We start from the raw sequence: 13,224 nt of genomic DNA, 5'->3' as shown, positions 1-13,224 counted from the left end.
TCACGGGCAGAGCGCGTGCGAGAGTATCGCGACGGTGTCCGGCTGGTCCTTCGGCGTCGACGTCAGCGTCACGGTGAACGCACGATCCGGCGTCGCACCGGACAGCGTGTAGTACCCGTAGATCCCACCACTGTGGCCGGTATAGGTGACGCCGCAGGGAAGTTCGGTGGCGCCGACGCCCATCCCGTACCCGAGCCCCTCGGCTTCGGTGGCGCCGACCTGAGGGGTGGTCATCTCGGCAAGCTGCTCGGCCGGCACCACCTGCCCGTCGAGTAGCGCGCGCCAGAAGGCGTTCAGGTCTGTGCCCGTCGAGACCATCGCTCCGGCAGACCAGGGGATCGACGGTTCCGTGCGGGAAACATCGGTCAGGCCACCATCGAGATCCTGATAGCCCGTCAGGTGATCGCCCCTGATATCGCGCTCACCGGCCGCCGGGAGGTACGTGTCTTCCAGGTCCAGCGGGTCGAGTATCCGAGACTGAAGTTCGTCGGCGTAGCTGCGGCCGGTCACCGATTCGACGAGCATTCCGAGAACGATGTAGTTGGTGTTGGTGTAGACGAACGACGTTCCGGGGACGAATTGCGCCGGTTTGCCGAGGGCGATGGCGACCGCGGCGGACGGCGTCAGCGTTCGGTCCTCGTTTGCGGCAATCCATTCGTCGGCGCCGGGTTCTCCGGCGAACTCGGGTAGGCCGCTGCGATGTTGCAACAGTTGCCGCACGGTGATTGCGCTACCGTCTGTGCCACTGCCGTCCATGTCACTGCCGTCCATGTCACTGCCGTGCAGTAGGCCCGGGAGGTACTGCTCGATCGGTGCGTCGAGGTCGACCTTGCCTTCGGCCACCAACTGCAGGACGAGTGAAGCGGTGAATGTCTTTGTCACACTTCCGATCCGGACCCGATCATTCTTGCCGATCGAATCGCCGTTGGTCCGATTGGGTACGCCGCTGGTCATGACAGCCGTCGTGGTGCCGTCGTCGAGTGTTGCGATCGACCCGACGACACCCGACCTGGTGAGCCCGTCGAGATCCGATTGAATCTCCACTGCGCGCTGGAGCGTCGAGCAACCGATCAGCGCCGTGGTGGCTCCGATGATGACCGCGGCGACAAGGAGGTATGAGCGCATGATTTCGAATCTAGGGATCCGCCGGCTCCGACGGATCCAGGAAATCCCCGATCATTCCCTGATCTTTGCCAGGCCGGGACGTAAGGCCTGTTTGTCGAAAACCGACAAATGGGATCAATGATTCCTGTCCGAACACCACGTCTACGCCGTTAACATCCGAACGAAGTGTTTGTTTTCACGTGTCTTACCAGTTCACGGCTATCGAGGTGCGCTGCCGCGCGCCGAAACGACTCCCACGAAGGACGGATGCATGAAGAAGTCGACACTCCGCACGGGAACGGTCGCTGCTCTGCTGACCGGAAGCGTCCTGTTGCTCTCCGCTGCCCCCGCCTCGGCCGACCCGGGGAGCCTCGGCAGCGGCGGCAGTAGCGGGAGCTCCGGCAGCCTGGGAAGCGCAGGAAGCATCAGCAGCGGATCAGCCGCCCTCCCCATTCCGAGTCCGGCAGGCCTGATCGCGCTGGCAGCAGCGAGCACTCAGACCGGAAAGCCCTACCAATGGGGCGGAGTCGGGCCGAACTCGTGGGACTGCTCCGGGCTGGTGCAATGGGCGTTTCGGCAGGCCGGAGTGAATCTGCCAAGGACCAGCCAACAGCAGGCCAACGTCGGACAGCCGGTTCCTCGGTGGGCCCTCGCGCCCGGCGACGTCATCACCTTCTACCCCGGTGCGACGCACGTCGGCATCTACGCCGGATTCGGAATGGTGTTCAACGCCTACGGAGTTGGTGTTCCGACCGGACTGACGCCGCTGGCGGATCTGCCGATCAACAACATCCGCAGGTTCTAGAACCTGCACAGAACCTTCACAAGTCCTCCCAGGTTCATCCACGAGGGCCGAATACAGTCAGTTCCATGAGTCAGCGAAGAGTGCTCGTGGTCGACGACGAGGTCAGTATCTGCGAGTCCATCGCAGCGAGGCTGCGTGCCGAGGGCTACGACGTCGAGTTGGCATTCGACGGCCCCAGCGCTGTGACCCGCTGCGAGCAGATGGATGCCGACCTAGTGGTGCTCGACGTGATGATGCCGGGATTCGACGGCCTCGAAGTTTGCCGCCGCATCCAGGCCGTGCGCCCGGTGCCCGTGCTGATGTTGACCGCTCGTGCCGATGAAACCGACATGCTGATCGGTCTCGGCGTCGGGGCCGACGACTATCTGAGCAAGCCGTTCAGCATGCGTGTGCTCGTCGCCCGGGTGCAGGCTCTGCTTCGGCGTGCGGATCGCGCGGAGCACGCTGCTCGCCCGGTGGCCGACCTCCTCGAGTTCGGTGACGTCGTGATCGACCTGACCGAACGTCGAGTGCGCCGTGATGCGCAAGAAGTTCACCTGACTCGCACCGAATTCGATCTCATCGCCTATCTGGCGGAGCGGCCGCGAGCCGCGATCCCGCGGGAGTCGCTGCTCGAGGAGATCTGGGGCTGGGGTGAGGGAGCGGGCAGTCGGACCGTCGACAGCCACGTCAAGGCGCTGCGACGTAAGCTCGGACCTTCCGTGATCCGGACCGTTCACGGGGTCGGGTACGCCTGGGACGTGCCGCGATGAGCGTCGTCGACCGTCTTTTTGCACGGTGGCCGCGGCCGCTGGACCCGATGCGGTCCTTCAAGGTGAAGGTCGGCCTCCTGGTTGTCGCAGCACTGGTGTTCGCCGCGGGTGGTTTCTGGCTGACGTCGCAACAACCGTTTCGTTTTGCTCTACTGACGGCGTTGGTTGTCGCTCTAGGCGTTACGCAGGTGCTCGCACACGGGATGACGTCACCGCTTCGCGAGATGACGGCCGCGGCGAAGGCGATGGCGCGCGGCGACTATTCGCGGCGAGTACGAGCGACTTCCAGAGACGAAGTAGGCGAACTCGCCCATGCGTTCAATCGGATGGCCGAGGACCTCGGGGCCGACGACCGGTACCGCCGCGAGTTGATCGGCAACGTCTCCCATGAACTGCGCACGCCCATCACCGCTTTGCAAGCCATGCTCGAGAACGTCGTCGACGGTGTCGAAGAACCGGATCCGGCGATGATGAAATCGGCGCTGCGGCAAACGGAACGACTGGGCGCGCTGGTAGCCGACCTTCTCGATCTCTCGAAACTCGAGGGTGGCGCAATGCCGTTGAAACGCCGCCGTTTCGAGGTCGAGCCGTTCTTACGCGAGCTGTCGAGTGTGAGTGCGGGCGACATCGAGATAGACGTCAAGCCTCCACAATTGTCCGTGGTCGCCGATCCGGATCGCCTCCACCAGGTGGTGACCAACCTGGTGGACAATGCGGTTCAGCACGGGAACGTCGACACCAAAGTTGTCATCCGAGTACGTACCGGCAGCGCGGGGGAGTTGGTGCTCGACGTCCACGACGACGGCCCCGGCATCGAACCACAGGCCCGTGAGCGAGTGTTCGACCGCTTCATCCGCGGCGGCTCGACCGACGGAGGCACCGGACTCGGCCTCGCGATCGCGAAGTGGGCGGTCGAATTACATGACGGCAGGATTGCCGTCGTCGATGCCCCGTCGGGTTGTTGCATTCGAGTAGTGCTGCCGCAGAACTGAATCAAAGTCCCTGACGAGATCGAGAGATCTCGCGATGGCGCATGTCTTCATCGGCATCTGTCTGTACTTCCGACCCTGAAAAATTGAACCAGACACATAGGAGATCACATGAGCGCTCCGATAGTAATTCCACCGAAACCGCCGATGCCGGCCGTAAAACCCAAGCGTTCCAGCCGGTTCTGGCGTCCCGATCGCACTTCGATGGCCACCCGCTCGATGCTCCTCGGCGCGGCCGCAGTAGGGGTGCTTGCGGCCCTGATCCTCGACCCAGGGTTCGCGAGTATCGCGTACGTGATCGTGGGTGCCGGTGTGGTGATCGTCTTCGGGATTCTGACGCCGCCACGGATGACCGTGACGCAGTGGGTCGCCGCCATCGGGATGCTCGCACTGCTGGGTGTTGCCGCCGTTCGCGGTGCGGAGTGGTTGGTGTTCCTCTGCGTCGTAGCTGCGTGGGTTCTGTTCACGTGGACTCTGATCGGCGGGCGGACGTGGACCGGAATACTTCTGGGAACGGTCGCTCCCTGGCGGGCACCGCACCGGACGGTCAACTTCGTTCGTCGTCGAAAACTTGCTACCCGCTCTGCTCCGCGGGTGCCGGCGGCGCGAGTTGTCGTCGTAAGCGCAGTATCGATTCTTCTCCTGCTGATTTTCGGATCTTTGTTCGTGAGTGCGGATCCGGAGTTCGCGAAGATCTTCGACGGCTTCGCTCCTGCCATCTCGGTGTCGAACCCGGGAGCACGGATCTTTGCCGGCGTCGTGATGGCGTTCGGCACGCTGGTTGCGGTGTATCTGCGCCGCAGAACGCCGACGGTGGACGCGTTTGCACCTGCGCAGGCGACGCCGTTGCCGATGTGGGAGTGGGCGGTCCCGCTCGGAGTACTCAACGTGCTGTTCCTCGGTTTTGTTGCAGTACAGACGAAGACGCTGTTCGGGGGAGACGAGCACGTACAGGTGACCGATGGACTGACCTATGCGGACTATGCGCGTGAGGGTTTCTGGCAGCTCATGGCGGTTACCGTGCTGACGCTGCTCGTCATCGCCGTCGCAGTGCGGTACATCGACCGCCGCGACGCTGGATCGAGGCGTCTTGCCCGCGGACTGCTGGGTGCCCTGTGTGTTTTCAGCCTGGTGATCGTGGCGTCCGCTGTGCACCGGATGTGGTTGTACGAGAATCAGTACGGTTTCACGGTGCTCCGGGTCAGCGTCTTCGCGACCGAGCTGCTTCTTGGCTTCGTGTTCGTGTTGTTGCTCGTCGCAGGTATTCGGATGTCCGGGAAGTGGCTGCCCACAGCTGTTCTCGCCACTTCGGCCGTCGCGCTGCTGGCCTTCGCGGTGTTCAACCCCGACGCGTACATCGCGCAAAAGAACGTGGAACGGTTCGAGGGCGGCAAGAGCATCGACGTTTCCTACTTACGCGGGCTCTCCGTCGACGCGGTACCCGCCTTGGATCGTCTACCGGAACCGCAGCGTTCGTGTGCCTTGAGCAGATATCGATTCGGAGTGCCGGGCACCACTGCGCCCTGGGAGTTCAACGCAGCGCGTGAGAAGGCCCGCGACGTCCTGGAAGCTCGCCCGGTGGGGCCGTGCCTGCAGATGTACACGGTCGGATAGACGCAGGGCGATTGTGCAGCCGCACGGCAGATATCGCGCGCGGCTGCACAATCGGCGAGCGTCGCCTGGTCGATCAGTGCACGGCGAGTGAGATTTTCTCCCGTTCCTCTGCGGACACCACGTCTCGGGTGGATCGTAAGTCGACGGTCACGCTGTGGAGTTTGCCGCCGTAGCGGAACGTGCCCTTCTCCGCAAACTCCTCCGCCACCGGGCTTCCCCGGTTGATGCCGACGTCGAGCTGTTCGTTCATGCTGAAGATCGCCCGAGTGGTCTTCTCGATCCGGCCTTCGGAGATCACCTCGCCGTCGACAATCAGGGTGGCGGTTCCGCCCTTGCCGATTCCGCCGCCGTCGTACTCGAAGTGGACGGACACCTCGCGTGCATCGGGTGCCAGCGGGTTGCGCCCACGCACGAAGATCCGACCACCGCCGCTGAAGTTGTAGCAGTAGACGGGGACGGAATCGAGTATGTACAAAGCGAATCCGCCGAACCGGCCACCGAGGCTGACCAGCATGCCGTCGGCGACGCTACCCAGACTTGCGGTCAGCGTGTACGAGCGGTTGAAGAACGTCGGCGCGGCTTTCTCGACCAGACCGTTCATGTGTGGGTACAGCGTGAGGGTCTTGCGGCCCATCATCGGATGCGGGGGTCGTGATTCCGCGGTGGCGTGGCGACCGACCGTTCTGTCGTCCAGCGGCAACACCTGATATTTGGCCGCCTCGACGAGGAACTTTTCCTTGAGCCGGGCGAGGATCTCGGGATGCTCGTCCGCGAGATCGCGGGCCTGCGACCAGTCGACCGAGGTGTCGTACAGCTCCCAACGGTCCTCGCTCATCGGTGTGAGCTCGAGGCCGTGAGTGGCCATCAGCCAGGGTGCGCGGTGGGCCGTGACTGCGGTCCAACCGTGATCGTAAATTCCGCGGTTGCCGAAGATCTCGAAATACTGTGTGGTGTGGCGCTCTTCGGCATCGGGCTCGGCGAAGGTGTAGTTCATCGCCACGCCTTCCATCGGTTTCTGGGTGACCCCGTCGACGCTGGTCGGTGCCGGAATACCGGCAGCTTCCAGGATTGTCGGCGTGATGTCGACGCAGTGATGCCACTGCTCCCTGATTCCTGGCTTGTCGATCCCCTTGGGCCAGTGGGTGATCAGACCGTTTCGGGTACCGCCGTAATGGGACGCAACCTGCTTGGCCCACTGGTAAGGGGTGTCGAGAGCCAGAGCCCACGACGCCGGATAGTGCGGGTAGCTGGTTTCGGTCCCCAATTCGTCGTAGCGCGCCAGTACGTCGGATGTCGCACTCTTGTAACCGTTGAGGCCGGCGAGGTAGTTGAACGAGCCCTCCATTCCGCCTTCCGCGGAAGCGCCGTTGTCACCCATCATGTAGAGCACCAGAGTGTTGTCGAGTACACCCATGTCCTGCAACCGGTCGACGAGCCTGCCTACCTCGTCGTCGGTGTGCTCGAGAAATGCCGCGTACAACTCCATCAGACGGGCCGAGACCTTCTTCTGGTCGTCGTCGAGTTCGTCCCAGTGTGGGAGCCCCGGAGCCCACGGGGCCAATTCGGTGTCAGGAGCGACGACGCCCAGTTCCTTCTGCTTTTGGAGGGTGATCTGGCGTTGGCGATCCCACCCGTGATCGAATTCGCCGACGTACTTGTCCAGGTAGCGGTCCGGGACCTGGAGTGGAGCGTGGCACGCGCCGAAGGGGAGGTAGCAGAACCACGGCTTGTCGGGGTCCATCGTGTTGACGCCCTCGACCCATTCGATCGCGTGGTCGACGAGATCCTCTGACAGGTGGTAACCCTCCTGTGGTGTCTTGGGTAAGTCGACCATCGTGAAGTCCTCGTAGAGAACCGGGGTGAACTGGTCGGACTCGGCACCGAGGAAACCGTAGAACTTGTCGAAACCCTCACGGACCGGCCAACGATCGAACGGCCCGGCAGCGGTGGTCTCCCACGTCGGGGTCTGGTGCATCTTGCCGAAAGCACCTGTCGCATAGCCGTTTCCCTGTAGGACGCGTGCGACCGTGGCGGCAGAGGCGGGGCGGGTCCCGTTGTATCCCGGTGCCGCGTTGGCCATTTCGGAGATGACACCCATACCGACACTGTGGTGGTTGCGCCCGGTCAGTGTGGCGGCACGCGTCGGCGAGCACAGAGCCGTGGTGTGGAATCGGCTGTATTTCACGCCGGTTTCGGCCAAACGCTCGGCGGTGGGGGTGCGGCACGGGCCACCGAACGCGGAGGGTGCGCCGAATCCGACGTCGTCGATCATGATCAGCAGCACGTTCGGGGCCCCGGCCGGCGGGCGAAGCGGTTCCGGGCGGGTGTACGGGGGATTCTGATCGGGGTAGTACACGGCGGCCGCGACGTTCGGCGTCTCGGGAATGATCGGAATGGAATGGCGATTCACCAGCAGGCTCCTTGGCGTGTGCAAAACCGGGCGGATTAAGCAGTCGTCTTAATCTGGAGCGTATCGATCGGAATTCAGTTGGCGGCGTATGTCTCGTTGACTGGGACAACTACCCCCGTGAGTGGTTAAGGAGTCCCTGCACTCCCTAACCGCGCACAGGGGATGGGGCTTGCGGAATTAAGACAGTGACTTATATGGTCGGTGTATGCCCGCCTCGTTGGATGCCAAGAACGCCATGATCGCCGTCGCCGAGCGGATGTTCGCCGAGCAAGGTATTCACGAAGTGTCCATGCGGGACGTGGCGACTGCGGCCGGGCAGCGCAACAACTCTGCAGTTCAGTATCACTTCGGTGGGCGAGACGGTCTGGTGCTGGCCGTATTCCGGCATCGGATGGATCAGATCAACGCAGCGCGACTGACGTATCTCGACGACATCGACGCCAGTGGGCGGACCGACTTGGTCCGTGCTTTGGTCGAAGCCTTTCTGTACCCGCTGGCAGATTTTCTGGCGACGGTCGACGGTTCCAACTATGCGAGGTTCATTGCCCGAATCTCACCGTCGGTGGATACGCAGAGTGCTGAGTTCCGCGAGGTCAGCGAGGGGATCAACGAAGTTGTCGTCAGGTTGACGCGGGCGTTGCCGCATCTGCCCCGCCGCGTCGCGGTCGAACGGATCGATCTGACGTTCAACATGAGCGTCTCCGCTCTGGCAATCTTCGAGCAGCGCCGCGAAGACGAAAACCCGGTTGTGCAGGCAGATTTCGATACGACGGTGGATCATCTGGTCGATCTCGCGGTGGGAGCACTGACCGCGCCCCAAAGCGCACACAAACGCACACGAGCAGAGCGGGTGCACGCGTCGACTGACGTGTGACCCCGCGACACGACACGACAGGACGGAGTCATTCGATGGCTACCCTTACATCCTCACGAACAGTCCAAATCGGCAATCACACAATCGAATTCGGACCACGCGGAATGAGGCGAAACCCGGAAGGCGTTGAATCGAGGCCGTACGAGCGGTTCACTCTGACACCCGTCACACCATTCATCGGTGCCGAGATCAGCGATATCGACTTGCGTGACCCGTCGGAGGAGCAGATCGAGGACGTGCGTCGGGCCCTCCTCGAATGGAAGGTCGTGTTCTTTCGGGACCAGCCGATTTCGAGCGTGAATCATCGTGACTTCGCGGCCCATTGGGGTGAACTCGAGGTTCATCCACTTCTCCCGCAGGGAGAGGTCCCGGCAGTCGTCAGATTCGAACGCGGAGAGGACAGTCCAGGAACCGAGAACATCTGGCACGTCGACGTCACCTGGACGAAGACGCCGCCGCTCGGTTCAGTACTTCGGGCGATCGACGTACCGCCTGCCGGTGGTGACACGCTCTGGGCTGATATGGGTAACGCCTTCGACTGCCTCCCCGACGAGATCAAGGACTTGATCGACGGCAAGGACGCCATCCACGATTTCGTGCCGTCCTTCGGACGCGGCATGAGCCCGGAGAAGTTGGAACAGATGAAGGAGCAGTACCCGCCGGTCCTGCACCCGATGGTGCGTAAGCATCCGGAGACCGGGCGTAAGACTCTGTTCGTCAACAGCCTTTTCACCACCCACATTCCGGACATGGATCCTGTCGAAGGCAACGATCTGCTCAACCTGCTGTTCGCGCAGGTCAAGGTCCCGGACTTTCAGTGCCGCTTCAAGTGGGCGCCGAATTCCATTGCCTTCTGGGACAACCGGGCTACCCAGCACTACGCAGCGAGTGATTACTTCCCTCATCGCCGCGTGATGGAGCGGGTGGCAATCCTCGGAGACGTGCCCTTCTGATTTACGTCTGCGGAATGCGGATGATGCACCGGAAGCCGACGTGGCAGGTCGAGGACTCCTCGGATTCGCCCTGCCGCGCGGCAGGGCGGTAGCGCAGGCAGTAGTTCGGTGCACACAGATGTGAGCCGCCCTTGATCACCCGTCGTGCGTAGGGTTCGCCCGCCAACGCCTCCGTGGCGAACTCCGCTCGGGGATTACGAGGAATGCAGCACGACGAGGCCGGCGCGACGTTCTTGGAACTGTGGGCGTGGTCGGACGTGTAGTGATCGGCCGTCCATTCCCACACGTTCCCGGCCATGTCGAACAGTCCGTAGCCGTTGGGCCGGAACTTTCTGACCGGAGCGGTGCGCTCGTAACCGTCCTCGAGCAGATTCTCCCAGGGGAACTGGCCCTGCCACACGTTGCCACCGGGCCGCCCGCCCGGAGAGTCGTGATCGCCCCACACGTACGCCTGGCGATCGAGTCCACCGCGGGCGGCAAACTCCCACTCGGCCTCGGTCGGGAGTTCCTTGCCGGCCCACGCGGCGTAGGCCTGGGCGTCGAAGTACGACACGTGGGTGACGGGGTGCCGTTCACGTCCCCCGATGTTGCTGTCGGCGCCCTCGGGATGGCGCCAATCGGCGCCGGGAGTGAACGACCACCACTGGGTGTAGTCGTCAAGTGAAACCGGGCCGGGTGGCGAATTGAAGACCAACGATCCCGGGACGAGGAGGGCTGGATCGGCGTCGGGATAGTCGGCGGCGTCCGGGGCGATTTCCGCAGTGGTGACGTGGCCGGTTGCCTTCACGAAGCGTCGGAACTCGGCGACCGTCACCGCCGTCGTGTCCATCCAGAATCCGTCGACTGTGACCTGGTGAACTGGGCGTTCTTCCGGATAGAAATCTTCGGAGCCCATCCAGTACGTCCCACCCGGGATCAAAGACATGTTCTTCGGGGGAGTAGCCGTGGAGTGAGGCATCGTCATGAAGTCAAGAATGGCACGTTGGTGGCGCCGATGTGGGGAGAGTCCCACCTGGTGCCCTCGGCAGGATTCGAACCTGCGACCCTTCCTTTAGGAGAGGAATGCTCTATCCCCTGAGCTACGAGGGCGGGGAGCGTACCGACAAGCGCTGAAAACCCTGTGCTGCCGGGGTTTTCGCTTCTCGATACTGCTGTTGCGTCCGCTCGACCTGTCGGCACGAAGCCTCGGGCGTCACAGCTGCGCTAGTCAGTGTAGCGGCCCGCCGACGAGGTCGCGAAGTCGACGGTATCGCCGGGTGCAAGCAGGAGCCGTACCGATCGCACTGATCGCAATGGTGTTCACCGCGGAGCAGGCACGGCATCGTGCGGGAATGACCCGCAGAATCCGCTTCAACGCCTTTGCCATGAACTGCGTCGCCCACCAATCGCCAGGTCTGTGGCGCCACCCGGAGGACCAGTCGTCCAGGTACACGGATCTGAGGTACTGGACGGAGTTGGCGAAGCTCCTCGAGCGTGGACGATTCGACGGGCTGTTCCTGGCTGACGTGTTGGGAACGTACGACGTGTACGGCGGCAATCACGACGCAGCGCTGCGGCAGGGCGCGCAGGTACCGGTCTCGGACCCGCTACTGCTGGCGTCGGCGATGGCTGCCGTGACCGAGCACTTGGGCTTCGGGATCACCGCAGGTACAGCTTTCGAGCATCCCTACCCGTTCGCTCGGCGCTTGAGCACCCTCGACCACCTGACGAACGGGCGAATCGGGTGGAACGTGGTCACCGGATACCTCCCCTCGGCCGCGCGGAACATGGGCGAGGACGACCAACTCCAGCACGACGATCGCTACGACCACGCGGACGAGTACCTCGAAGTTCTCTACAAGTTGTGGGAAACGTCGTGGGAAGACGACGCGGTGGTGCGTGACAGAACCACCGGGGTCTACACGGACCCCGCCAAGGTTCATCCGATCGAGCACGAAGGCAAGCACTTCACGGTTCCGGGCATCCACATCTCCGAACCTTCTCCGCAGCGGACGCCGGTCATCTTCCAGGCCGGCGCGTCGCCTCGTGGGGTGCGGTTCGCCGCCGAGAATGCCGAGGCGATCTTTGTGGGTGCACCGACAAAGGCGATTCTCAAAGACACCGTTGCTCGAATCCGAAACGAACTGACGAAGGTCGGGCGAGATCCGTACTCGGCCCGCATCTACACACTGTTGACGATCATCACCGACCGAACCCCTGAGTTGGCCCAGGCGAAGCTCGAGGACTACCGCAGCTACGCGAGTAGTGAAGGCGCGCTCGTTTTCACCTCGGGGTGGATGGGAATCGACCTCTCCGGATACCGAGCGGACGAGCCGATCGGGAACGTCGAGAGCAATGCCATTCAATCCGCGGTCGCATCGTTTCGTCAGGCCGACGAGAAAGGTGGCGAATGGACGGTGGGGGACATCGCGGAGTGGGCGGGCATCGGCGGGCTCGGCCCGATCGTTGTCGGTTCCGGCGCGGAGGTCGCCGACGAGTTGCAGGAGTGGGTGTCCGAGACCGACGTCGACGGTTTCAATCTCGCGTACGCGGTGACTCCCGGAACCTTCGAAGACATTGTGGAGCATGTGATTCCGGAGCTGACCAAACGAGGTGCCTACCAGGACGACTACGATGAGGGAACGCTGCGCAACAAACTGTTCGGGCGAGGGGACAGGCTGCCGCTCGAACACCGAGGCCGGAGCTTCGACCGGATCCGCACTGCCGGCTGAGCGGGGACCTCAGGACCAACCGGACCCGGGTACGTGAACCGAGGTGGTGAGGTCGACGGCCTCGATGTCCGAAGACCTCAACTCTTCACCACACACACTGCAACCCAAGCGCGCTTCGAACCGTTTACCGCAGGCCTTGTGATGGAGAACGATGTCCGGGCCGTCCGCGGATCTGAACCAACGCTGACCCCAGGAGATCATGCACATCACCACGGGGAAATACGCCGTGCCCTTGGCGGTGAGTCGATACTCCGACCACTGTGGGCGACCCGGAAGCGGACGCGTTTCCATTACACCGATCTCGGTGAGGTGCTTCAAGCGATCCGCGACTATTGCCGGTGGTGCACCGGTGATCTCGGCGAACTCCCCGTAGCGGCGAGCGCCTCGGAAAGCTGCACCGATGATCGCCGCTGACCAGCGATTGCCGACAAGTTCCATCGTGTGAGCCAGAATTTCCGGACGGCGTTCGGACTTGGTGGAGCGTCGCCGCGATGTTGCTTCCGGGACACTGCGTGAGAAGTCCCCACTCGGACCCATTTGGGAGTCCAGGGATCGTACGTCCACGTCCTCGCCGCACTCCTTGCAGCGCAGGATCGGGGTGAAGTCGTTTCCGCAGGTGCTGTGCCGCAGTGGTGGAAGCGGCTGGGTTTCGTTGGGCGCCCACTGCTTCTCCCACGACCACATGGTGATGAGGACGGGCCAGATCGACTGCCCTTTGCGGGTGACCGAGTATTCGTGTCTGGGCGGGTTCTGCTGATACTCACGACGCTCGAGCATTCCGCCGGCCGTCAGGACCGCCAACCGTGAGGACAATACGGAGTTGGAGATTCCCCCGAGGGCGAGCCAGTCGTTGTATCGCCGCGACCCCAACAGGGCGAATCGCAGAATCCAGAGGTTCCACTCGTCCCCCAACAACCCGAGCGTGACGGCCAGTGCGTTCGGGCCGCCGGCAGGCAACTCGGTGACGCCCGCCGACGCGGTGGGTGTCGAAGATCCGGCTGCATTCACTCGT

Annotated in this window: 11 protein-coding genes and 1 tRNA gene; 7 read left to right on the top strand and 5 right to left on the bottom strand. The window is 63.1% G+C overall.

Translation table 11 applies throughout. The features are described from left to right. Positions 1 to 1,125, bottom strand: coding sequence for a serine hydrolase domain-containing protein (locus ACYP01_RS01415; RefSeq protein ID WP_019744827.1), 1,125 nt, complete (start codon positions 1,123 to 1,125; stop codon positions 1 to 3). Between the two features lie 250 nt (positions 1,126 to 1,375). Between ACYP01_RS01415 and ACYP01_RS01410 the strand changes: the two genes are divergently transcribed. The 4 genes from ACYP01_RS01410 (at position 1,376) to ACYP01_RS01395 (ending at position 5,264) form a co-directional block, all read left to right on the top strand. Further along, complete coding sequence (locus ACYP01_RS01410) at positions 1,376 to 1,909, top strand: NlpC/P60 family protein (protein WP_029255974.1); 534 nt, start codon at positions 1,376 to 1,378, stop codon at positions 1,907 to 1,909. A 65-nt stretch (positions 1,910 to 1,974) separates the two neighbouring features. Continuing rightward, a complete protein-coding gene (locus ACYP01_RS01405; RefSeq protein WP_058037854.1) occupies positions 1,975 to 2,661 on the top strand; it encodes a response regulator transcription factor in 687 nt (228 codons plus the stop codon). Then, positions 2,658 to 3,653 (top strand): HAMP domain-containing sensor histidine kinase, encoded by a 996-nt coding sequence (locus ACYP01_RS01400; protein WP_007727705.1) that lies wholly within the window; start codon positions 2,658 to 2,660, stop codon positions 3,651 to 3,653. Before ACYP01_RS01405 ends, ACYP01_RS01400 begins: the two co-directional genes overlap by 4 nt. A 108-nt stretch (positions 3,654 to 3,761) precedes the next feature. Then, positions 3,762 to 5,264, top strand: coding sequence for a DUF4153 domain-containing protein (locus ACYP01_RS01395; protein ID WP_459678305.1), 1,503 nt, complete (start codon positions 3,762 to 3,764; stop codon positions 5,262 to 5,264). 73 nt (positions 5,265 to 5,337) lie between these two features. Here ACYP01_RS01395 and ACYP01_RS01390 read toward each other — a convergent pair whose 3' ends face one another. After that, positions 5,338 to 7,674 carry an arylsulfatase gene (locus ACYP01_RS01390; RefSeq protein ID WP_459678303.1) on the bottom strand — a complete coding sequence of 779 codons (2,337 nt, stop codon included), beginning with the start codon at positions 7,672 to 7,674 and terminating at the stop codon, positions 5,338 to 5,340. A gap of 205 nt (positions 7,675 to 7,879) precedes the next feature. Here ACYP01_RS01390 and ACYP01_RS01385 point away from each other — a divergent pair, with 205 nt between their 5' ends. Then, positions 7,880 to 8,548 (top strand): TetR family transcriptional regulator, encoded by a 669-nt coding sequence (locus ACYP01_RS01385; RefSeq protein ID WP_459678301.1) that lies wholly within the window; start codon positions 7,880 to 7,882, stop codon positions 8,546 to 8,548. A gap of 35 nt (positions 8,549 to 8,583) precedes the next feature. Continuing rightward, on the top strand, positions 8,584 to 9,501 hold the full coding sequence (locus ACYP01_RS01380; RefSeq protein ID WP_050654720.1) for a TauD/TfdA dioxygenase family protein: 918 nt from the start codon (positions 8,584 to 8,586) through the stop codon (positions 9,499 to 9,501). A gap of 1 nt (position 9,502) precedes the next feature. Here the strand turns inward: ACYP01_RS01380 and ACYP01_RS01375 are convergent, their stop codons facing one another. Both ACYP01_RS01375 and ACYP01_RS01370 read right to left on the bottom strand, forming a co-directional pair. Beyond that, entirely contained in the window at positions 9,503 to 10,465 is a 963-nt protein-coding gene (locus ACYP01_RS01375) for a formylglycine-generating enzyme family protein (RefSeq protein ID WP_051649539.1), read from the bottom strand. Positions 10,466 to 10,514: 49 nt separating this feature from the next. Further along, positions 10,515 to 10,590: transfer RNA gene (locus ACYP01_RS01370), tRNA-Arg, on the bottom strand. Between the two features lie 242 nt (positions 10,591 to 10,832). Between ACYP01_RS01370 and ACYP01_RS01365 the strand changes: the two genes are divergently transcribed. Then, the gene (locus ACYP01_RS01365) at positions 10,833 to 12,212 is read left to right on the top strand and encodes an LLM class flavin-dependent oxidoreductase (RefSeq protein ID WP_065455489.1); all 1,380 of its coding nucleotides are present in this window, start codon (positions 10,833 to 10,835) and stop codon (positions 12,210 to 12,212) included. Between the two features lie 9 nt (positions 12,213 to 12,221). Here ACYP01_RS01365 and ACYP01_RS01360 read toward each other — a convergent pair whose 3' ends face one another. Beyond that, positions 12,222 to 13,220, bottom strand: coding sequence for a winged helix-turn-helix transcriptional regulator (locus ACYP01_RS01360; RefSeq protein ID WP_030534921.1), 999 nt, complete (start codon positions 13,218 to 13,220; stop codon positions 12,222 to 12,224). Between the last annotated feature and the right edge of the window lie 4 nt (positions 13,221 to 13,224).

This window comes from Rhodococcus sp. no. 34 (assembly GCF_054589475.1).
The sequence above is the reverse complement of the archived record's forward strand: the minus strand, read 5'-3'. Positions and strand labels throughout refer to the sequence as shown.

What these genes read in the sequence shown, in the direction of transcription:
- ACYP01_RS01415 (WP_019744827.1), bottom strand. Translation starts at nt 1,125, where the DNA reads ATGCGCTCATACCTCCTTGTCGCCGCGGTCATCATCGGAGCCACCACG.
- ACYP01_RS01410 (WP_029255974.1), top strand. Translation starts at nt 1,376, where the DNA reads ATGAAGAAGTCGACACTCCGCACGGGAACGGTCGCTGCTCTGCTGACC.
- ACYP01_RS01405 (WP_058037854.1), top strand. Translation starts at nt 1,975, where the DNA reads ATGAGTCAGCGAAGAGTGCTCGTGGTCGACGACGAGGTCAGTATCTGC.
- ACYP01_RS01400 (WP_007727705.1), top strand. Translation starts at nt 2,658, where the DNA reads ATGAGCGTCGTCGACCGTCTTTTTGCACGGTGGCCGCGGCCGCTGGAC.
- ACYP01_RS01395 (WP_459678305.1), top strand. Translation starts at nt 3,762, where the DNA reads ATGAGCGCTCCGATAGTAATTCCACCGAAACCGCCGATGCCGGCCGTA.
- ACYP01_RS01385 (WP_459678301.1), top strand. Translation starts at nt 7,880, where the DNA reads ATGCCCGCCTCGTTGGATGCCAAGAACGCCATGATCGCCGTCGCCGAG.
- ACYP01_RS01380 (WP_050654720.1), top strand. Translation starts at nt 8,584, where the DNA reads ATGGCTACCCTTACATCCTCACGAACAGTCCAAATCGGCAATCACACA.
- ACYP01_RS01375 (WP_051649539.1), bottom strand. Translation starts at nt 10,465, where the DNA reads ATGACGATGCCTCACTCCACGGCTACTCCCCCGAAGAACATGTCTTTG.
- ACYP01_RS01365 (WP_065455489.1), top strand. Translation starts at nt 10,833, where the DNA reads ATGACCCGCAGAATCCGCTTCAACGCCTTTGCCATGAACTGCGTCGCC.